17 protein-coding genes are annotated in these 21,810 nt (G+C 42.7%); 8 read left to right on the top strand and 9 right to left on the bottom strand.

The features are described 5' to 3' along the window. Positions 1 to 33: 33 nt before the first annotated feature. The 3 genes from SNE_RS06365 to SNE_RS06355 all read right to left on the bottom strand — a co-directional run bounded on the left by SNE_RS06365 (position 34) and on the right by SNE_RS06355 (position 6,771). Complete coding sequence (locus SNE_RS06365; protein ID WP_013943555.1) at positions 34 to 3,705, bottom strand: opioid growth factor receptor-related protein; 3,672 nt, start codon at positions 3,703 to 3,705, stop codon at positions 34 to 36. Positions 3,706 to 4,466: 761 nt separating this feature from the next. Next, positions 4,467 to 4,820: a phage holin family protein gene (locus SNE_RS06360; RefSeq protein WP_013943554.1), complete on the bottom strand. Its 354-nt coding sequence runs from the start codon at positions 4,818 to 4,820 to the stop codon at positions 4,467 to 4,469. Between the two features lie 13 nt (positions 4,821 to 4,833). Continuing rightward, positions 4,834 to 6,771, bottom strand: a complete 1,938-nt coding sequence (locus SNE_RS06355; RefSeq protein ID WP_013943553.1) for an aconitate hydratase — start codon at positions 6,769 to 6,771, stop codon at positions 4,834 to 4,836. Positions 6,772 to 7,083: 312 nt separating this feature from the next. Between SNE_RS06355 and SNE_RS06350 the strand changes: the two genes are divergently transcribed. From SNE_RS06350 to SNE_RS06340, 3 genes are read left to right on the top strand one after another with little or no spacing between them, the layout of a single operon-like run. Continuing rightward, the gene (locus SNE_RS06350; protein WP_013943551.1) at positions 7,084 to 8,028 is read left to right on the top strand and encodes a metallophosphoesterase family protein; all 945 of its coding nucleotides are present in this window, start codon (positions 7,084 to 7,086) and stop codon (positions 8,026 to 8,028) included. A 30-nt stretch (positions 8,029 to 8,058) separates the two neighbouring features. Continuing rightward, entirely contained in the window at positions 8,059 to 9,279 is a 1,221-nt protein-coding gene (locus tag SNE_RS06345; protein ID WP_013943550.1) for an RtcB family protein, read from the top strand. A 2-nt stretch (positions 9,280 to 9,281) separates the two neighbouring features. After that, a complete protein-coding gene (locus SNE_RS06340) occupies positions 9,282 to 10,850 on the top strand; it encodes an ankyrin repeat domain-containing protein (protein WP_013943549.1) in 1,569 nt (522 codons plus the stop codon). 162 nt (positions 10,851 to 11,012) lie between these two features. On the opposite strand, the gene SNE_RS12285 is transcribed toward SNE_RS06340, so the two are convergent. Together SNE_RS12285 and SNE_RS06330 are read right to left on the bottom strand one after the other, a co-directional pair. Continuing rightward, positions 11,013 to 11,924: an SET domain-containing protein-lysine N-methyltransferase gene (locus SNE_RS12285; RefSeq protein ID WP_013943548.1), complete on the bottom strand. Its 912-nt coding sequence runs from the start codon at positions 11,922 to 11,924 to the stop codon at positions 11,013 to 11,015. Beyond that, the gene (locus SNE_RS06330; protein WP_013943547.1) at positions 11,900 to 13,312 is read right to left on the bottom strand and encodes an anion permease; all 1,413 of its coding nucleotides are present in this window, start codon (positions 13,310 to 13,312) and stop codon (positions 11,900 to 11,902) included. The genes SNE_RS12285 and SNE_RS06330 overlap by 25 nt, the downstream gene beginning before the upstream one ends. A 190-nt stretch (positions 13,313 to 13,502) precedes the next feature. Between SNE_RS06330 and SNE_RS06325 the strand changes: the two genes are divergently transcribed. Then, entirely contained in the window at positions 13,503 to 14,141 is a 639-nt protein-coding gene (locus SNE_RS06325; RefSeq protein WP_041418866.1) for a tetratricopeptide repeat protein, read from the top strand. On the opposite strand, the gene SNE_RS06320 is transcribed toward SNE_RS06325, so the two are convergent. Beyond that, a complete protein-coding gene (locus tag SNE_RS06320; protein WP_013943545.1) occupies positions 14,119 to 14,736 on the bottom strand; it encodes a M50 family metallopeptidase in 618 nt (205 codons plus the stop codon). The two genes, SNE_RS06325 and SNE_RS06320, sit on opposite strands and share 23 nt — an antisense overlap. Before the next feature lie 146 nt (positions 14,737 to 14,882). Here SNE_RS06320 and SNE_RS06315 point away from each other — a divergent pair, with 146 nt between their 5' ends. Beyond that, positions 14,883 to 15,182, top strand: a complete 300-nt coding sequence (locus tag SNE_RS06315) for a hypothetical protein (RefSeq protein WP_013943544.1) — start codon at positions 14,883 to 14,885, stop codon at positions 15,180 to 15,182. 55 nt (positions 15,183 to 15,237) lie between these two features. Further along, complete coding sequence (locus SNE_RS06310) at positions 15,238 to 16,362, top strand: adenosine kinase (protein WP_053225342.1); 1,125 nt, start codon at positions 15,238 to 15,240, stop codon at positions 16,360 to 16,362. Here the strand turns inward: SNE_RS06310 and aroE are convergent. The 3 genes from aroE to SNE_RS06295 all read right to left on the bottom strand — a co-directional run bounded on the left by aroE (position 16,289) and on the right by SNE_RS06295 (position 19,491). After that, positions 16,289 to 17,770, bottom strand: a complete 1,482-nt coding sequence (aroE, locus tag SNE_RS06305; RefSeq protein ID WP_013943542.1) for a shikimate dehydrogenase — start codon at positions 17,768 to 17,770, stop codon at positions 16,289 to 16,291. The genes SNE_RS06310 and aroE overlap by 74 nt on opposite strands. Next, entirely contained in the window at positions 17,764 to 18,591 is an 828-nt protein-coding gene (locus tag SNE_RS06300) for a prephenate dehydrogenase/arogenate dehydrogenase family protein (protein ID WP_013943541.1), read from the bottom strand. The genes aroE and SNE_RS06300 overlap by 7 nt, the downstream gene beginning before the upstream one ends. Positions 18,592 to 18,783: 192 nt before the next feature. Further along, the gene (locus SNE_RS06295; RefSeq protein WP_013943540.1) at positions 18,784 to 19,491 is read right to left on the bottom strand and encodes a hypothetical protein; all 708 of its coding nucleotides are present in this window, start codon (positions 19,489 to 19,491) and stop codon (positions 18,784 to 18,786) included. Positions 19,492 to 19,878: 387 nt separating this feature from the next. On the opposite strand from SNE_RS06295, the gene SNE_RS06290 reads away from it, so the two are divergent. Beyond that, a complete protein-coding gene (locus tag SNE_RS06290; RefSeq protein WP_013943538.1) occupies positions 19,879 to 20,829 on the top strand; it encodes an aminotransferase class IV in 951 nt (316 codons plus the stop codon). Then, positions 20,795 to 21,808 (top strand): 3-deoxy-7-phosphoheptulonate synthase, encoded by a 1,014-nt coding sequence (gene aroF, locus SNE_RS06285; RefSeq protein WP_013943537.1) that lies wholly within the window; start codon positions 20,795 to 20,797, stop codon positions 21,806 to 21,808. The genes SNE_RS06290 and aroF overlap by 35 nt, the downstream gene beginning before the upstream one ends. The last annotated feature ends 2 nt before the right edge of the window (positions 21,809 to 21,810 follow it).

The raw sequence follows: 21,810 nt of genomic DNA, 5'->3' as shown, positions 1-21,810 counted from the left end.
AAACTTTTCTACGAATTTTTTAGATGAACTCTATTAAGAAGTGTGGTCGACCATTGCTTGCATCCAATACCCAACCGAATTTCCGAGTCCAGAGATTTCACCTCTGTCGTGAACTCTTATGATGCATTCGGCAAAAGCTCTAGCTTCTTTCTTGAGGCCAAGTTTGCCCATGCTTGTGATCATACGAGTCATGCGGAGTAGGTTGTGTTTGCCATTGATTAACCAGAACTTTTTACGCGACTCAAAGTTTGCACCTTTCACAACAGACTCTCCTTTTCTTTCGAGTCCATAGTAGCTGAGCATTTTGTCAAAAGAGCGAAGCATGTTAGCGCAGAAGGTCGGATCGCTTTTTGCAGCAGCGATGAGTCCTCTATCTAAGAGAGGAGCTTTTGCATCAACCCCGATTTGGCTGGTGGGGAAAATCCACTGAATGAAGTTGTGATGAAGCTCCATTTCTTCGTCTGAAAATTTGAGAATTTGTTCTAAGGTGTAGCCATGCGCATTTGCCTTTCCACCTGTATAGAAAGGGAGCAATCCTCTTGGGTCTGAAACAGATGTCGATGAAGTTGGAGTCTTCACTGGTGTTGAGTGAGTCGTTTGAGGTTGTGAAGAGGTAGATATTGAAACTGTTCCTCCTAAGTTTTGAATGGACTTAGCAATCGATTCAGCTGTTTTTGCAAGCTCAGGATACTTGCGAGCTTCAGGCATCACTTTGCTCAGCGCATCTCCTAAACGAGCGAGATCGGATGGAGTGTATGTTTTATCACCCATCATAAAGAGGACAATTTCAGATCGAATTCTTGCTAGTTCTGCTCCTACAGACTCTTTGCTCGTATGTTCAAACTTGGCTGTAATCGGTTTAGTAGAGATTGTCTGAGATTGGGGTTTCGATTTGCAGGTACTCATTAAGGCGCAGCCCAAGTAATAGACACTTTTAAAAGGGAAGGTTACAACTGTTGAGGCACCACTAAGTGTATAAGCGCTGACATTGTATATAGTGTTGCCGATTGTGGGCCACACGGAGGTCTTGTTTTTAATGGGGGGAATGAATGTGTAAGTCGTCAATTCGTTGAGGTCTCCACCAGCATCTTCAACTGGAAGATAAGTCACTAACTCAGTGAGGAGCTTAGCAGCTTGAGTTTCATCAGTCGTTTCAAAGATAAATGCCCCTGTACTGCCTGTAAGTTCATTTTTTCCTTGTGGGTCAAAAATACGGTAGAGAACGGTTCCGTTTTCCTGCTTAGATAATGAGATAGCATACGAAGCACCATTGCAACTAAGAACAGCTCCGACTGCAGGTGTTTTATTTGAATCAAGATACGCTTCTCTTTTTGCAGTCAAAATGCTTTGAAAAATCACACTTCGCATTCCAGGATCTGAGTCAAGACCTAAGGTTTCACATTCGGGAAGCTTTAGATTTCCAAAGGCATTTTCGAATGCACGATAGACCTCTGTCATCTGAGATGAAGAGTGTGTTTCGTCACTTGTTTTTTCTCCAACTCTATCTTGGCGTAAGAGAGACTTCACGGTGTCAGAGAGCTTTTCTTTTGTGAGTTTGCCTGTCAGGCGTTTTTCTGCTAAATCTGGAAGAGCCTTTGTAAAAGCAGAGGTTGCATCTTGTTTGTATTGCTTTTGATATTCAATTCCAATATCCTTCATTCTCGTGAGGAAAAATTGTGCTAATTGGTCTTCGGGAACTTTGAGACTTTGGAATCCCTTATAAGTCAAAGCGAAGTTTTCGAGCTCTTGAGCAAATTTGTCAGCTATTCTATTTAAAACTTTTTCTTGCTGCGCAGCTTTGCTAGGCGAAGTATATTGACTTCTGACTGCATTAACATTTTGATCGAGTAGAGGACCGAGATTATCTTTCGTAACAGGCGAGCCATTGAGAATTTTTGCAAGGAATCCAGTAGCTTGTGCATTTGCTTTTCCCTGTCCATCTAAGATATCTGATTGGCTTAAATCCCCTACAATAAATGTGCCCTCAAAAGCTTGCTTAGAAGAACTTAATCCAATTTTGTGCGTTCTATCTAAACGGAATGGCACACGGGTTTTTGAGTCTTTTTCTGTCGATAAAGAAACTTCATGCTTGGGAAGTTCAAGGGGCGTTGTGATTGCTCTTGGAGTCGATCTAAAAGGTTCTCCTACGCGTTTCGCATAGAAGGAATAGGCAATGCGCATTGCTGCTCTGGCATCAGATGTTGAAATAGGGGTTACGGAACTATCATTACATCTGTACCACTGGTCCCTAGAGCGGTCATAAACATAGGAAATGTAGTGACCAACTGATAAGCTTCCTGATTGGACGATAAAAGCTTCAATTTGGTAATTCGCAGCCCTGTCCCCTTTGATGTGGTTATGATCGAGAGTGAAAGTTGGGTCCATGTCGACTGTATCACCAATTTTAGTGCTGACACCAAGAGATCTCGTATATCGTTTTAGGGAAAAGAGAAGGTGCTCAGGAGGTTCTACAAATCGAAACTTCTCACCTACTTGATCGGGCAACGCTTTATATTTGCCATGGCGGTTGGTGACAACACGCCCACTGTTAAGCATCTCAGGAGTTATCCTTGTAGAATCACATAGATTGGCTCCAAATTCATCAGGAGAAGTTGTCGGAACGACTCGTTGAACTGGTGGGTTCATATGATAATCCCAAACTTCTTGGAGTGTTCTGAGTGTTTTCTTTTCTTCGGTTTTAATTGAAAGCAAAGGCATTGCAACACGGTCAGTTGCGATATTCAACCCACAGTTATGTTGACGCGCAATTTGAAAATAACCTTTTCCCTCTGTGGTGAAATCATCGTATGTCACTCCCCTAGGCAAACTGCCTAAATCATAAGTTCGAGTTCCTTCAATTTGATTGAAAATAGGATTCGTTTTTTCGTCTGTATAGTAAAGTAGCTGCATCAAAGCTTCGTGAGCATCTTGATGGCCTCCTCTCATGTGTGGAGGTAATAACTCATTCCGAACGGACCTTGAGCCTCCCATGGGGGTACCAACAGTTTGAGCGTGATAGTTTTCACAGTCTTTAAGTGTATGAGGAAAAACCTCTTTCGGCAATGCTGGAAGGACATGCTCAGCAAGGGGGGTATTGTATGTGAACTGTCTCACGGAATTGAGAAAGCAATCATCCCCGTTTTCATTATTGAGTCCTACCGGAATGCGCTCTGTCCGCTTAAAGCGACTAACATCATCGGGGGCCGAGATTTCATCACGAGTATGAATCACCTCAACAGGCTTCGGTTTTTCGCTTTCAGAAGTTTCTACTGGAGTTTGTCTTGGTGTGAGTGCCCATTGAACTAAGCTTTTAGGGCCAGTCCATAAGATCGCCTTTGGAATGGCAACCATTCCTCCGAAGATGGTTCCTATGACTGTGGATCCATTGCTTTCAGTTTTGGGGAGAGAGGTAGTTTTATCTGAGGTTGCTGGTTCACTTTTTTCGGTAGGCTTAAGGACTTCTTCAGTTGAAGATTTTTCGGTGATGATTGGAGCAGCAGTATTAAGAAGCTCTAGTCCCTTTTCTAATTTTGGGCGATACTCAAAATAAACCATCATTTCAAATGATCTATTAGACGACTTCACCTGATCGATATAAGACTGGACTTTCTTAGCTTCAGCTTTAGAATCGATTCCCTTAGGCAATCCACTGATGGCCCATTGATCAAAAAGTTTTGCACTTTCAATTAAGTTTGTTAATGCCATAAGGTTACTCTTCTCTGCCCCTATGGGGCCTTATTTATATCCCACCTAGATCCCAATAACACATCATATTATACTATAGGATAAAGTTAAAAATCAACGATATGGAAATTAAAATTTTAGCTACTGTCTTTGAAGAGGAGTATTCGAGAGTAAAATAAAATTTTTAATTTACACCTCTAACCCCGAGCTAAATTAGCATGAACTCTGGGTTTATTACGCATATTTCTAGGAGAGAACTTATTTAAATTTTAGGACTGCAGCCACGATCTGGGCTTTGCAAAGCATGTCTTCTTATATAACATCCTCTTTTTTAAGGCTCTATGTCCACGGCCCACGATTTCGCAATTTCCAAACGAGATTTTGAATTCACTCCTCCCTCCCCTACTGCCCAGATTTATAATTAGACATTTTGAAGAAACGATTACGCATTTATCAACTAGAGGAACGAGTTCGTTAGATAAGAAAACCGGCTTAAAAATAGCTGTAATTAGCAGTAAATCTGGAGGATATCCAGGGCGCGAGGGAACAACATTAAACGTATTGAAAGTTTGTAAGATTTTGAAAATTAGAATGTTGACTTGAAAGGTGCAAAATTGTTAGCCTCGAGTAAATACGGGTATTTGATCTCCTAAAATCCGACTTTACTTTGTAATTCTTGACTTAATGGAGAATTACAAGCGTTTCTGATTTTTTCAACACAGCCTATTTAAAGTGAAGGCCAAATCGTCCTGAAAATGTGTGAAAGAAACTCAGAACTCAGGTTAATAGACCTCTCTATTCCAGATGAGCCGGTTGGTCAGAATTCCTGTAACCCAGATGATGAGCCCTCCCCAAAAAGCTCCCCAAAAAGAGTGAATATGAACACCATAAGAGATCTCACTGGCAAGCCAAAAGGTAAAGGCATTGATTACTAGTAAGAAGAGTCCCAAGGTGAAAATTGTAATGGGAAGGGTTAAAAGGGTCAAGATGGGACGAACCACAGCATTAATGATCCCAAGAATCAAGCCAAAGAAAATTGCGTCAAAGGTGTTTTTGACTTCAAGCCCTGGTAAAACATGAGCGATTGCGACAACCACGATTGTCGTGATAATGATGCGAACGATAAATAGTAGCATGTGCGCTCTCTTTTTAGCTGTGCTTTTCTAAGGCAACATTAATGAGGCTTCCTGCTTTGATGGAAGTCAATTCTCTTGGCGTAAAATTATGTGTTGCCTTGAAAGTTTTGCCTTTTGTCTTATTGATCACTTCAATTTCGGTTCCTTTTGCCAAGTTCTCTTCAACGTTTTTGATTTCAAGGATGTCTTCTTGATCGATAGAGTCATAATCTTTTTCATCGGAAAAAGTCAGGGCTAAGATGCCGAAGTTGATGAGGTTTTGACGGTGGATCCGGGCATAACTTTTTGCAATCACTGCTTTGACACCTAGATAGCGTGGTGCAATGGCAGCGTGTTCCCGGCTCGACCCCTGGCCGTAATTGTGTCCCCCGACGAGGAAGGAACCAGTTTTTTGATGCTTCATTGCACGATCATAGTAGTTTTCATCCACTTGAGCTAATGTGAACTTGCTAATTTCGGGAATGTTGCTTCTAAATGGGAGAACTTTTGTTCCAGCAGGTAGGATTTCGTCAGTTGAGATGTTGTTACCCATTTTGAGAAGTGTAGGCCCCTCAATATGCTGCGATAACTTATCAAATTTCGGAAGAGGTTTAATGTTGGGTCCCATAATCAATTCACTTGTCCCTTTTCCTTCAGCGGGTGGAGGGGTGAGTTCGTCGACGAGCTCAATTTTTGTTGGTTCTTTATACTTCGGATATTTCATCTTCAAATCGCGAGGATCGGTAATTTTTCCAGTCATTGCAGAGGCGATTGCAGTTTCAGGGCTGCAAAGGTAGACCTGATCTTCTTTTGTTCCTGAACGTCCTGGGAAGTTTCTCGGATTGGTGCGCAAACTGATTTTCCCGGTTGCAGGAGCTTGCCCCATACCAATGCATCCATTACAACCAGCTTGGTGGATGCGTCCCCCTGCTCGAATGAGCGAAGAGAGGTATCCAAATGAAGTCAAGTTTTCAAGGATTTGCCTTGATGTAGGGTTGATATCGAGTGAAACATGATCTTGAGACTTTTGTCCTTCGATGATCATTCCAGCAATAGCAAAATCGCGCATCCCAGGATTTGCTGACGAACCGATCATCGCTTGGAAGATAGGCTTGCCTGCAACTTCTCTAACAGTGACGACATTTCCAGGGCTGCTTGGACAAGCAATGAGGGGTTCGAGCTTTGAAAGGTCGATTTCATCATGAAGATCGTAGGTACAACCTGGGTCGGCTTTCAGTTCAACCCAATCGGCTTCTCTTCCATGCAACTTCATGAACCTTTTTGTCTCTTTGTCAGATGGGAATACACTTGCCGTGGCCCCAAGCTCGGCTCCCATATTGGCAATCACATGGCGGTCCATTGCTGAGAGGTTGTCTAACCCTGGTCCGTAGTATTCGATAATCTTGCCGACTCCCCCAGCGACATCGTGGCGACGCAGCATTTCAAGAATCACATCTTTTGCGCTGACCCAGTCTGGGAGTTTTCCGGTGAGCTTGACGCCCATGATTTGAGGCATTTTCACGTGGAAAGGCTCTCCTGCAATGGCTAAAGCCACTTCGAGTCCTCCAGTTCCCATAGCTAGCATTCCTAAACTTCCCCCAGCACAGGTGTGGCTGTCTGATCCGAGAAGAGTTTTTCCAGGCTTTCCGAGTTTTTCCATATGGACTGGATGACTCACGCCGTTTCCAGCTTTACTGAACCAAAGGCCAAATTTTTGGGCTGCGCTATAGAGAAAAAGATGGTCGTCTGGGTTTTTGAAGTCGTTTTGAATGATATTGTGGTCGACGTATTGGCAGGAAACTTCAGTTTTAGCTCGTTTAAGTCCCATGGCTTCGAGTTCGAGCATCACCATTGTTCCCGTAGCATCTTGGCAAAGTGTTTGGTCGATTCTCAGCCCAATTTCTTGTCCTACAACCATCTTCCCTTCTACTAAGTGACTCTCTAACAGTTTTTGAGCAACATTTTTACCCATTTTAGGCCATCCCTTGTCATGTTTTGAGGAAAAATTCTTCCTTGTTCCTACAAACGGAACATACTGAAATGACGATTTTTTGAAAAATTTTATTCATCTTATTTGAATACATTGTTTATACTCAAAGAGCTTCAAGAATTCGATTTTCGTCTGCGCCAAAGCTCCGCAAATTGCCGATTTTAAGTGGTTTCATGTTTCTAATATTTAGTCGCTTATGATCGATAAATTTCGAAAGCATTCGCGCTTTCTCAAAACCAATTTTTAAAGCTCTTTGAGTATAAAACTTTGCTACTCTTTTTCAATAGGGAAAACATGTTAAGAATTTTACTTGTCAGTGATACTCATGGTAAGTTGGATGCTCTCAATATTTTAGCAGAGCAAAAAAAAGCCGATCTCATCATCCATGCTGGAGACTTTGGTTTTTACGATGAAAAAAGCGTTGAACGTTTGAGCATGCGTGAGTTGAAACTCCGTATCGTCCACTCCCCTTTTGCCAGTCAAGTATCCAGTTTAAGTTCTAAAAAAGAGATGTGTGAGTTGATTCGGAAAGAGGGACTTCTCGGAGATTTTCCCGAGTATTTAAAAGGAAATAAGCAATTTACTGTCCCCATTTATACTGTTTGGGGTAATCATGAGGATGAAACCGTTATTCATGAGCTTAGAAATGGTAAAAAGGTTTCTAATCTTTATCTTCTTGATGAAGAGCGGCAGTATACGATTCCTGACATGCAAGGCAATGCATTTTTCCTATACGGCTTAGGGGGGAATTTTGTTTTGAATGATAAAGCTTTTGAAACCTCATTTCAGGGAGTAGAAGGAAAGATTCAGGCGACTTTCCATCAATTTGGGAAACTTTTGCAGAAAGTGAAACAACCAGGAAATCCTTCCCTCTTTGTTTCTCATGTCAGCCCGGGGAAAGAGCCAGTTTTGGCTCGGTTACTTTCCCATTCGCAGCCTAATTTTTGCATCAGTGGTCACATGGGGCTTTCTTATCCTTGTGTTTGGAATCAGTTTGCTATTCGAGATGGTGCAGACGTTGAGCGTTGGATGTCAGATCTTTCTTTTTTCAGTGGAAATAGACGCTTATCGCCAGAGATTCAATATGTTGTAAAACTCTTACAAAAGCCCATGCAAAACGAAAATCGCTGGTTTTATCATACATGGAATGTGAATCTTCCCGATATTGATGATGGTCATGCTCTCTTGATTTTTCAAGAAAATAAGTTTAGCTTAGAAACCTACGGCGGCCAAAAGTGATTCTTAAGAAAATAAAACTGGAGGTGCAAAATGGTCGGTTATAATCACTATGAAACTGAAGGGAAACCACTTAAACTGTGGGATACATCAGAACCGTTTGAAGAGGAGGCAATGCAACAATTGCGCAATGTGGCAAAACTCCCTTTCATTTTCCGCCATGTCGCAGGAATGCCTGACGTTCACTATGGCAAGGGGGCGACTGTTGGATCTGTCATTGCAACAAAAAAAGCTATAGTTCCTGCTGCAGTTGGAGTGGATTTAGGATGTGGGATGATGGCAGTTCAGACCTCCTTGAGAGCGGAGCAATTGCCTGATCATTTGCATGCCATTCGAGTAGCCATCGAAAAAGCTGTTCCCCACGGAAGGACAGATAACGGCGGTCGAAATGACCGAGGAGCTTGGGGCTCTCTTCCAAATCATTTGTCATCTACCTGGAAAAAAATGGAAGACCGTTACAAAAAAATCATCGAAAAACATCCTAAGGCAAAAAGCGAGAAACATGCTCATCATTTGGGAACGCTTGGAACAGGAAACCATTTCATTGAAATGTGCTTGGATGAGCAAAATCATGTTTGGTTCATGCTCCACTCAGGTTCTCGAGGTCCAGGGAATCGTATTGGAAGCTATTTCATTGAAAAGGCTAAAAGAGAGATGGAACGTTTTTATATCAATGAGTACCTCCCCGATCAAGATTTGGCTTATTTGGTCGAAGATACGGAACTATTCGATGATTATGTCGAGGCGGTTTTGTGGGCTCAAGATTATGCTTCTGAAAACCGTCAGGAAATGATGGCTGCGACATTGAAAGCAGTGAAGAAACACTTAGCACCTTTTGAAGTCACCGAAATGGTGGTAAATTGCCATCATAACTATGTCACAAAAGAGAATCATTTTGGTGAAAATGTTTGGGTGACACGCAAAGGGGCTGTTCGGGCTCGAACGGGTGATTTGGGAATCATTCCTGGCTCAATGGGAACAGGCTCTTTTATTGTTGAAGGGCTGGGGAACGAAGAGAGTTTTTGCTCATGCTCCCACGGTGCAGGACGGAAAATGTCGCGTGCCAAGGCAAAGAAGACGATTTCTCTTTCTGATCACAAAGCCGCGATGAAAGGGATTGAAGCTCGATTAGACTCTGAGATTTTAGATGAAAGCCCAGCGGCTTATAAAAACATCTCAAAGGTCATGAAAGCACAAGAGGACCTCGTAAAAATCAAGTACCGTCTGCGACAAATTGTAAATGTTAAAGGCTGAAGATGTACGGCATATCAAAAAATGATGGAACATTCCCCATGCATTGGGCTGCTCGATTGGGAGATTTAGCTGAAGTCAAGCGGATTGCTAAAGAAAACCCAAAGGCACTTCGAGAAGGAAATGAAGATGAAGAGCTTCCTCATCATTGGGCTATTCTCTCGGGAAACTTTCAGGTTTTTCAATGGATGATTTCTCAAGATGAAACACTTTTAGATTCCTCTATCGGTCATGGAGAGAGCTGTTTGCATTTAGCTTCAAGTGAAGGACATGTCGAAATAATGAAGTGGATTGTCTCAAAAAGACCTGAGCAAATCTATTCAGAAAACAGTCATTGTACTTTCCCTATCCACTCTGCTGTTTCTGGAGGACTTGAAGCTGTACAATATTTGGTTTCTCTTGATCCTGCCTTTTTGACATGGAGAGGAGACTTTCACCTTGCATGTCCTATTCATTTTGCTTCATACGTTGGAGATCTTGAAATGATTCAGTGGATGGTAGGGAAAGAGCCAACACTGCTATGCAAGCGGACAACCTATTGGAATCTGCCGATTCATTGCGCAGCATCTACAGGAAAAGTTGAAGTCGTTAAGTGGATGGTTTCTCAATACGAAAATTGTCTTTTTGAACTCAACAAAGAGGGAAATTTACCGATTCATGAAGCGGCGATGCGAAAGCATTGGGAAACAGCCTTATGGATTGCAGAAAGATTTCCTCAATTGCTCATGAGGCACGGTCATTTTGTAATGACTCCTTTTTTTGAAGGTGGACCACTCAAAAAAACGCCATTGGATCTCTTATGTGAAGGGGGGCAAGATGTGGTACTTGATGCGCTTTTCAAGAAAAGCTCTTCGTGTCAAATCGAGAGAGACTATAATGAAAACTTGCCGATCCACGTCATCTTAGGTTCTCAATCAGAGAAGTTTTTAGAGCTTGCCAAGAGCTTGCTTTCTCAAAATCCCGGGCATTTGTGGCAACGCAATATGAGGGGTGAGCTACCCTTACACTTACATGTCCCCTTTTGGGCTGCGCTCGGTTTAACAGGCTGGATACTTGATCATGACATAAAGCTCCTCTGTGAAACAGACAGAGAAGAAAACTCTATTTTGCATCTACTTTGCAGCAAAAAACTTGAAGGAAAAAGGTTTGAGTGTATTCAGCATGTTCTACGAAAGATGCCAAAGCTGTTAACTCAGCCCAACAAAGATGGTAAGCTTCCCATTCACGAAGCGACGCTTTCAGGAGATCTGAATTGTGTGAAGTATTTTCTAAAACTTGATCCAGCTCTTTTATATGCACAAGATACTTATGGCAGAGTTCCCCTTCACTATGTTCAAGACTTGGAGCTTTGCAAATGGATGGTTAACCAAGATGAAACGCTACTTTGGCATGAAACTCCTTATAAAAGTATCCCCTTGCATTCTCTTTTTGATCATGAGGCACCTATTGAGACGATCAAATGGATGATCGAAAAAGACCCAAAACTCCTTGAAGCAAAAAATCTTGTAGGTCGAAACTTTTCTGAACTGGCAGAAGATTTTGAAGAAACAGAGATTCTAGAGTATTTAACCTGAACTCTGGGTTTCTTTCACTCATTCTCAGGGATTTTTCTCTTTCTTCTCAGCCTTTTTGCCTCGAAAAGGACCGTTTGGCCCTTCCCATCGGCAAAAATACCGAGAATTTAAGAGAACTTTCTCTCCTGAGACTAAGCAAAATAAACCCGGAGTTCAGGTTATTTAAATCAGCGCAGGAGCTGAGCGGCTCCGCCAGTAGTATTTCCCATAGTCATAGGTGAGTTGCTCTCCTTTGGGAATAAATTCATTCGTGAAGAGGATGATCCTGGTAATTCCCCCTACAATGACCCATCGAGAGTTCATATTGGGCTCATCGCTGTGATTAATGAAACGGGTAAAATTGCTCTTTCGTTTTGCATCGATGATAAAAGGACAATTTTTAGGGCCAGTCATGTAACCAAAGACATAATCGTTGAATCGGGTTTTTTTAGCTTGTCTTCTTGTCACAACCCCTGTGTACTCCCCTACGTATGTTAATGCCGGTAAGTCTCTATTGGCAAATACACCATAACCGATTTCAGAACTGACGTACCGGATGTAAATGTGGTCGTAACGTGGAGTTAAAATGGCTTTTTTGTGCAATGCTAATGTCCACCGATTTATTTTGCGTGCGGTAGACTTTTTGAGTTGTTTTTGACTTTTTGTTGCAACCCATCTCAGGTAATCTGGATGTTCAAACTCGAGGTATTCGATATACTCTATACCGAGCTTTTGCTCAAACTCCTTAAGTGAGATCGTATGCCTCATTTGATCGCTATTGCGGTAAATTGTGATTGGGGCAACTTCTCTATGGGCTCTTAGAAGAGGCAGAAACTCTTGTCTTCCTAAGAAGTGTGCAAGATCCAATGGGGTCATTCCCCAATTGTTCTCACTTTCGGGTGAAAGGCCATAGGAGATCAGGTCTTCTAGGTATTCTAACCTATTTTCTAGAATCGCAACATGAAGCAGTGTATTTCCATCTTGGTCTTTTGCATGGATCTTTCTATGCCCTTGCTTGAATTCTGAAAGTCTTTTATCAAAGACTGCACTGCGACGTAAGAGGAGCCGGTTTAAAAATGGCCGAGAAAACTCCACCAGGCACTTCCAATCGTAAAGTAAATGATGATGTTTATCAAACTAATAAACAGGCCGAATTTCCACCACTCTGTAATTTTGACATAGCCCGAACCGAAAAAGATTGGCGCAGGTCCGCAACCATAATGAGTGAGTCCTCCATAAAGGTTGCTGAAAAAACCAAGAGCTAAGGCCGCAATCATAGGAGGCGTACCCATAGCTACACAAAGGAGGAGGAAGGGTGAATACATCGAGCCAATATGTGCGACCACACTCGCGAAAAAGTAATGCGAGTAAAAATAGACCAGTGCCAAAATCACAAAGGCTGTGAACCAATAGAGGCCTTGAACATGTGTTTGGACATAGTTACTGAACCATGTTGTGAGGCCAAGCTGATTAAGAAAGCCGGCCATCATGATGAGTGTCGCAAACCACATGAGAGTGTTCCAAGCCCCTTTTTCTTTGATAACATCATCCCACGTTAAAACAGAGGTGAGTAAAAGAATAGAAAGGCCAATTAGCGCAGCAATCACAGCTCCCATTTTGATGTAGGGCCCAAGAACCCACAAAGTGAGCAGCAAGATAAAAGAGAAGATCATGATCCACTCTTGAATTCGAATGCGTCCCATTTCTTTGAGTTTCGTATTAGCGAATGAGCGAGCGTCAGGGGTTTCTTTAACTTCAGGTGGATAAAATTTATAGAGAAAAAGAGGGACAATCCCCAAGCAGATTAAACCAGGAACAGAAGCGGCTAAAGCCCAGGTGCCCCAAGTGATGTTGACCCCAACCGTTTTGGCAATGTCGGCAACAAGAGGGTTTCCTGCCATGGATGTGAGGAACATACCCCCAATGATCACCGAACCTTGAAATGAGGTTTTAATGAGAAAAGCTCCTAGACGCCTAGGGTGACTGTAAGGTTCACTTCCAAATGCTTTAGATAAGGAGTTGACGATGGGGTAAATAATTCCTCCAACCCGCGCTGTGATGCTAGGAATGGCAGGTGCTAAAACCAAATCAGTTAGAATCATTCCGTAAGCCATTCCAAGAGTACTTTTTCCAAGTAATTTGATGATAAAATAAGCAATCCTTTCCCCTAAACCTGTTTTGATAAATCCACGCGAAATGAAGAATGCGATCACGATGAGCCAAACAATTGGGTGCACAAACCCGCTAAAGGCTTCTTCAAATGTCAACGTTTTCGTTGCAGCGGTCAGAGTAAGACCTAAAAAGGCAACCGTTCCAATGGGGAGCGGTCGCAAAATAACGCCTATCACCGTAAACATGAAGATCGCAAACATGTGGATGGCTTGGACTGTCACCCCTTCTGGTGGTGTGAGGTTCCAAATGAGCAGTCCAATGAGGACGCTAATAACAAATGAGATGATTTTTTTATTAAAGACTCTAGACATACATGGTCCTTGACTTGGTCACACCTTTTGAAAATAAATGAATTAAATTCTAGAGAGCGGAATTTTTAAAAGCAAAAGAAATCGCGTATCACCTATTATCTCGACTTTATACATTTTTTAGGCGGCATCTTCCACACACTTCTTAGTGCCTATTCGCCAAAAAATGTACAAAACTGAGATGATGAGTCACATGACAAAAACCATAACTATTCCAGAGCAAAATACCCCTCACTTCACAATGAAGCGAATCATTGTGACGATTGACCGTGATTTAACGCTTCTTAAAAAGACCCTTTCGAAAAGCGACATTGACCGTTTTTTGACTTTGCATCAATTAGCACAAGAGTTCCCTAAAAAAGCCCTTAAAGAGGTCGAGTTCCTCCTTAAAGACTACCCTCACCACCCTGAAATCTTAAACCTTCTAACTTACCTTTGGATTGCAAAACGCAAAATGCGTCGGGCTCATGAACTCATCGAAGAAAATTACATCCAAAATCCCGACTATCTCCTCGGGAAAATCAATTATGCCGATTACTGCATTCGGAAGGGCCAGCTCGATAAAGTTCTCGAAATTTTTGGTCCGAAATTAGATTTACGCCAAATCGATCCCTCCCGGACGATTTTCCACCTGTCCGAATACCGAGGATTTATGGTTACAATGGCTTTTTACCACCTTGCTTTGAAGAAAAAGGAAGCAGCGGAAGGGTTTTTCTATTTAGCCTATTCGGTTGATTCTTCTCACCCAAGCGTTCAACTTCTCAAGAGAAAGTTATATAAAAAGCCCTTCTACAAGAAAATACTCTCTTTCAATAGGAGTAAGCGAGCTTAACTGAACTAAAAATGCCAAGAGCGCATACGGAAACAAGGAGGCTCAATGAAAGTAACAGGTGGTCAATCCCATTATGAGCTATCCGAGCAAAATCTCCTATGTCGTCCCTCAGAGCTGAGCTAAATGCATAAACAAGCTCACCAAGTATCCAAACCACAGCCCCACTCCCCAATATATAGCCTGCGCATTTTGAGATATGTTTTTGAATGAGTACTGCAGCTGCAAGTAAAGAGCAAGAATAGATCATATCCACGAGTGGACCAGCTAGACTAATTAAAGACGATTGGAAACCCTCATTATAGGTCAATGCTTTGTTGTAAGCCCCGAATTGATCTGTAAAAATGACAATATGATTTTCATTGGGAATAAGCATTTGCTGGGTAAGAGCATGCCCCATTTCATGAACAAAGAAATGGGTAAAGGCAAGTGTAGCAACGCGAAAGGGGTAGCTATGGAGCGTGTTTCTTATTGCTGTTACCAAAAAGTGGCTGTTTTCCGAACTCATAGACCGATCAGAAGTCTCAAAACTCACTGATGTATTGAGGACATTGTATTTACCCTCATAACCAAGTAAGAGTGAACCGATAATAGACATAAACACTCGAGTTTAAATGAAACATTTTAAATAGAGATTTATTAAAATCCAATACAAAAAATTTTTTATATAATAAAAAATTGCTTCAGATTGACAGATGAATGCAAAGTGTTTACAATTATGGTGGTCAATATATGAGGTAACTAATGAATAAAAACAAAATAAAAAAAATATTCAACAAAGTCTCCCTCACAGCTCTTTTTGCATTCTCTCTCCCCTTTGTCGTTCATGGGTCGTCTTTCGACGTGTCCAAGAAAATGCACGACCATAGATATAGCCGTGGTGAAACAGGTCATATCGAAGTCGACCACATTATGGAGAAGGTGGTGTTGCAACCAAGCTTTCCACTTCTCAGCCTTTTTTATGATCGTGTTGGGACATCTCTCTCTGGACAAGCCCTTGAAATTTCAGACCGAATTGACGCAATTAAAAACTTAATGCGCTAAAAAGACGACTTAACTATCCTTCCGCAAAGACTTAAATACCTGAAAAAGGAAGACCATGTTAAAGTCCATTCGTGTCTTACTACTCGCATTAGTAATAGGGGGAGTAAGCCTCTATGCTGATACCCCTAGAAAGACTCCAGAAGTTTTAAGCTTAAGTGCTGCAATAGTAGATCATTTCTTTTTGATTAGTGAAGAGCAGCTTCGTACAATTACTATTGAAAAAGGAACTTGGGCACCAATTGATCATGAGACTTTAACTGAAATTCTTGAGCGTAATCCCAACATTTCTCGGATGGTCACAGGTGGAAGCGGGGTCAATGTGATCAAAGGTCTTGCCCATTTTAACCACCGTTGCGCAGTTGTTGGAAAGATCGGTTCTGATGATAAAGGTGAGTTTTTCCTTAGAAATATGCGTCGGGCGGGGGTTGATTCTTACCTAGAGCAAGGAAAGCTTCCCACAGGCCAAGCCATTTGCTTTATTACGCCTGATGCCGAAAGAACTTTTCGCAGTTATTTAGGGGCTTCGCATAGCCTCACCAATATGCAGCTGAAAGATGAATATTTTGAAGGGGTCAAACTCTTTCATGTCGAAGGGTATCAAGTTGTCGATCCTGACCTAGTCCTCCGCTCCCTTAAAAAAGCGAAAGAAAAGGGGGTGATGATTTCTCTAGACCTAGCCAATGTTGAAATCGTCCGCCGCAATAAAGAGTTCCTGTTTCAAATCCTCCCAGAGTATATTGACATCCTATTTTGTAATGAATTAGAAGCTAAAGAGCTCACAGGACTTCCTCCCAAAGAGGCCTGCTCGAATTTAGCCTCACTTTGTCAAGTTGTTGTCGTGACCATGAGTGAACGTGGCTGCTGGACCCAAAGCGGAAAATCTCTCTTCTACTCCCCTGCCTTTGCCGTCAATGCACTCGACTCAACTGGAGCGGGAGATCTCTTCGCAAGTGGTTTTTTGCATGGCTACTTGACGAATGAACCTCTCCAAAAGTGTGCTTGGCTAGGTTGCCTTACAGCTTCTTACGTTGTGAAAATGCTTGGCGCTGAAATTCCCGATCAAATCTGGGATGAAATCCATCAGCGGATTGAGGATGAAGATCCATTTAAGACTTCTCTAATGCATGACAAAGGTGCTCAAGAGTTAGAAGAAGGTCTTGAGTATCTAAAGGCCGGTTAAGCCAAATTTCTGCTTGCTTCACGGCTTGACGTGTGAACATTTCATTTCCATAGACGATTTGGCATCCTTTGTTTTTGGCTAAAATTAAAAGCGGCGTCTCTTTTGGATACATGATCGCGTCAAAAACAACAGCGTTTTTCAAAAGGGCCTTTTCAGAAATCAAGCTTAAGCCTTTCGTGGTCATTCCAACAGGTGTTGTATTCATCAAGATGTCATAAGAAGGTTTTGTCCATCTTTCTAACGCAACTCCTTCGCATCCGAGTTGCCTTGCCAACTTCTTGGCTTTTTCTTCGGTGCGATTCACAATGAGGACCTCTCCGCCCCGTTCAATTGTTTCATAGGCAAGTGCCCTTGCAGCTCCTCCAGCGCCGAGGATGACAACTTTCTTTCCAGCCACCTGTCGTTTTTCTTCGATAGCATCAAGCGCTCCACTTGCATCTGTATTGAACCCTTCCCATCGTCCCTCATTCAAATTTAGGGTGTTGATCGCGCCGATTTTTTTTGCCTGTGGATTAATATGATCTAAATGCTCTCCCACCTTTTCCTTAAGAGGCATAGTGACACTAAAGCCGTGGAACGGGAGTGTTTTCAAAAGCTGAAAAAAGGGGCCTACTTCTTCTGACCGGACCAAGATCTTGACATAGACAGCATTTTCTTTGAGCTTTTTAAATAGGGTATTGTGAGCGAAGTGGCCGATGCTTTGCTCAACGGGATCTCCAATCAGAGCATACACTTTCGTTTGTTGATTAAGCGTTGAAAAGCGGTAAATTTTTTCAAGAGTGTCAACAGGGACTTGTCCAGGAGCTGTTTTTTCTTCGCTTGAAAGAGACGTGTAGGTTAGTAAACTATCCACAATAGGCGCTAAAATGCGCGTGATATCTCCATGAGGACCCATGCTCATCCCAGCAAGAGAAATCCCCTCTCTTCGTTTTTGCAAAATGAAACTGAGCATGCGCAAACTATCGAGAGAAGAATTCGCAAAAGTGGCGATTTTATAGATAGAAGCACGCATTTGAGTCATTTGCGTAAGGACATTTTCAAGATTGTCTGGAGTTTTGTCAAAATCGTGGTAGGAACAAATGATTGCAACATCTGGAAAACTCTGATGCACCTTTTTGGCAAAGCTAGGATCTACATCGAATTCTAAATCGACGTAGTCAGGTTTCAGAGTCAAAAGCTCTAAGAGCTTTGCTTCCCGCTCTTGTTCACTTCCTTGAAACTCCCCTCCTTGAGCCTTCTTGCGTAAGGTAAAAATCACCGGAAGTTTACAGAGGCTTTTCAGTTTACTCACATGCTCTAGATCTTTGAGAAGGTCAAGACGCAGTTCAATAGCTTCTCCTTTATTGTTGGCCTCTTCAATCGCCTTTTTGGCTGCATCAAAGGAACCTTGAATCGCAATCACTAGCATGAAGACCTCATGAGTTTGATGAACATATTGGTCATGGTTTGCCCCTCATCTAGAATTTCTGGTCCTAGAAAATCTTGGATTTCTTTGAAGGTCTCTTCAAATTTATCGCCGTCATGTTTGAGGATTGTGGACTTCATCGTCTCAAAAGACTCAGTCATGTTTTCAAGGGTCTTTTCAAATGCGGGATTTTGAAATTGAATGTCCCGATAGAGTTCAGCCGATTGGTTTGCGATCCTTCCAGCAATGTAAAGCTGCATCCGGTAAACCGGGCTGGCGTACTGAAAGAGCTCTTCGGGGTTGATCCCCTCTTCTTTCATGGTTTTTGAAAAGAGAAGAGATGTGAAGTGGACCAAACACTGCACAACAGCCATCATCCGGTCATGTTTTTCTGGTGTGGTTTGAATAACTGTTGCCTTTTCTTTCCGAAGCAAATCCACAATCCAATCCAGCCACTCATCTGGACGCACAGGGCAAAGAACAACTGTTTGCCCCTCTAGCGTCTGAACGCTTGGCCCAAACATCGGATGCATACCTATGACAGACGCAGAAGATTTTAGCATCGCTTCACAAGGCTTTTCTTTGATCGAAGTGAAATCGAGCAAAAGTTGGTCCTTACGAATGAGAGGAAGCAATGACTCGATTACCTCAATTGTGCTTGCAATCGGAACAGTAAAAACCAAGACATCAGACTCCTTTGCGATTTTTTCATTCGAAGTCATATCTGAAAGAAGAACTTTTTTTGCATAGCGTTTAAAAATGGGTTCGAACAAACGGCCCATTTTTCCCTTTCCCCCAATGATTCCAATTGTATTGATGTTCATTTAATCCATCTTATACTCAAACTACTTCAAAATTTGGTTTTGGGCAACGCGAAAGCTTTCGGAATTCGTCGATCTTAAGTGTCCCAATATTTAGGAATATGAGGTCACTTAAGATCGGCAAATTACGGTGCTTTGGCGCAGCCGAAAATCCAAATTTTGAAGTAGTTTGAGTATATACAAAGAGGAAAAAAGTCAGTAGTTTTTTAAGTGTTTCTTGAGAGTCTGAGCGATTTTAATATCTGTTTTATCGTTTATCTTCATGCCAAGGCGAAGCAAAGCAATAAATCCAAGCGGAAAAGCGGTGTAACAGCCATAGCGACGCATGGTGGGAATTTTGTAGTAGCTTCCAATCGCAATGAATAGCGCTGTCATAAGCCCTCCAACAAAAAGGGCAAGATTCACTGTTGCATCGTGCTGCTTATTTTCTAAGAGTTCTTGAGCTTTGGTGTTGATTTGCTTAAGAGTGCCAAGAGGTTTTGCTGGAGAAGGCCTTGTGGCTGCGGCGTCGAATTCAGCGTTAAAAGTGTTGTGCTCTTTTATTTGCGATGTGTAGCTTCTGTAGGCTGTGAAAGATTGCCCGCAAAAGAATGTGAGAATGAAAAAAGCCACAGTTGCAATAACTGCGAGACCGGTGTGGTCTTCATCTTCATCTTTAGGCTTTCCCCCATTGTAGATGGTCACGGGAGAATAAGAGGGCATCCAGTGCCACCAGGGGCCATACCAGCTATAATCCCAGCCGCAGGAGCGGGGGCAATGATGATCGTCTTTTTTTTTGTCATCTCCCAAGACGTGGTCGACAAGGGCTTTGAGATTGTCCATGTGTTCTGTCACCCATGGAGCATAGCTGATTGAGGGTGTAGTGGTGAAAAGGCTTCTGGCTGTGGCTGAGGTGAAACTCATAATGGGAACCTCTCATTTTCCAAAAATCGAGACTAATGATACTGGTTTTTAAAGGTTTAGTTCAATCGATTTTAACTACTTGTTTATCAAGAAATTAGAAATGATAGTTGACAATCCCGTTTTTGAATGCTATAATTATGGATATAAGTAACAAAACTTGTGAAATCATGAAGAACCAAGAAGAGAATCGTCAGATCCTCCCTCTTCGCCGGCAAGCCTCTCAGGCATTGCTTTCAGGTTCTTTTTACTATTTCTATTTTGGCGCATAGCGCCATTCAACCCCTATACCCCAACCCAGATTTTTTCTATTTAAGCCTCGAAAAGAGGAACCAAAAGTCAGAGTTTACACTCTAAACAATTACATAATGATATGAAATGAGGTGACCCATGAGTCCCATGCCATTCGCCTACTTTAAAGGCAAAGTGGTCCCGCTGAAAGATGCCACCCTATCCATTGCAAGCCACAGCCTGCAATACGGTTCAACGTGCTACGCAGGATTGCGTGGTCATGTTCGTGAGGGTGTTGTGCGCATTTTTCGCTTAAAGGACCATCATGCAAGACTCATGCGATCCATGCAGATCATGGGTTGGGATTTTGAAATTTCTTATGAAGATTTCAAATGTGCTCTCCAAGATTTGATTCATCAGAATCAGCCGACTGGTGATTTCTACATTCGTCCATTCGTTTTTTCTGATACGGAGATGCTCCAGCTCAACTACCGCAAGCTTGAGTTTCACTTAGGAATTTACATGGTCCCTTTCGGTCCATTGTTTGATCCTGAGCGTGGACTGAAGATGAAAATCTCCCCTTGGAAAAAGATTGCAGATGATGCAATCCCTACAAAGGCGAAAGCAGGCGGCTGTTACCTTAATTCTGCGTTGGCAACAACTGATGCTATTCAATCGGGCTACGATGAAGCCTTAATGACCAATCGAGAGGGGCACATTGTCGAAGCAAGTGCGGCCAATCTCCTTCTCAGGTACCGGGATAAGATTATTGTCCCCCCTCTTGAAGGTGTTTTGGATGGTATCACTCTTCGGAGTGTTTTGGAATTGCTCGAAGAGGAAGGAATTGAAGTTCAGGTGCAATCGATTGACCGGAGTATGGTTCTTTCGTGTGATGAATTGCTTCTCACAGGAACTGCAGCTCAGATCACCCATGTGGAGTCTGTGGAAGGACGTCTCATTTCAGAAAAACGAGGACCTCTGTGCAAACATCTGCAAAAGCGGATGGAGCGGATCCTCAATCGGCAAGACCCGAAATCGGAAGAGTGGGTCACCGATTTTCAAATAGGAGCAAGAAATGTTAATCACATTGAAGAAAAATGCCTCGTCTGATGAGGTGATGAAACTAAGAATGCTACTCGATCAGGCTGGCATGCGTCACTGCGTGACACGGGATCGAGGCAGTACTGTGGTGGGAATTGAAAACAATCTATCCGAGGAACTGATGAAGGAATTGAAGGCAATGCCTTCAATTGAAAAACTGACAGAAACGACAGCTCCCTACAAAATGGCAAGCTTGGCGTTCAAGTCAGAGCCTACGATTATTCAGGTCGGGGATGTGCTTATTGGGGGAAGCCATGTGGCATTGATTGCAGGACCGTGCGCCATTGAAAGTGAAGAGCAACTCATCGAAGTGGCTGAAAAGCTGAAAGCAAGCGGCGTAAAAATTTTGCGCGCATCGGCGTTCAAACCTCGCACGTCTCCTTACAGCTGGCAAGGATTGGGGCTTGAGGGGCTTAAGATGCATAAACGGGCGCAAGCAAAGCATGGACTGCTGATTGAATCAGAAGTGATGGATCCTCGTGATGTGGCGATTGCTGCAGAGCATGTCGATATTTTGCGGATTGGAGCACGCAACATGCAAAACTTCGATTTACTGAAAGAAGTGGGTAAGACAGATAAGCCTGTGATTTTGAAGCGGGGCATGTCAGCGACAATCGAAGAGTGGCTCATGAGCGCTGAGTACATTATGGCCCATGGCAACACCCAAGTGATTTTGTGTGAACGTGGCATTCGGACGTTTGAGCAAGCCACTCGAAATACTCTCGACTTAAGTAGTGTTGCGATTTTACGTACACTGACTCATTTGCCCGTGATCGTAGATCCGAGTCATGCTGCAGGACGTGGAGACATCATCCCTGCTCTGTCAAAAGCTGCTGTGGCTGTGGGAGCAGATGGTCTTTTGATAGAAGTTCATCCAAGGCCTAAACAGTCGGCATGTGATGCAAGACAAGCCCTTTCTCCTGAAGAGTTCGAAAATCTTTCGGAAGAGGTCAAAGTTATTGCCAAAGTAACCGGAAGACAGGTATAGCG

Origin of the sequence: Simkania negevensis Z (assembly GCF_000237205.1) — a bacterium.
In the GTDB taxonomy this organism is placed as follows: Bacteria; Chlamydiota; Chlamydiia; order Chlamydiales; family Simkaniaceae; genus Simkania; species Simkania negevensis.
The sequence above is the reverse complement of the archived record's forward strand: the minus strand, read 5'-3'. Positions and strand labels throughout refer to the sequence as shown.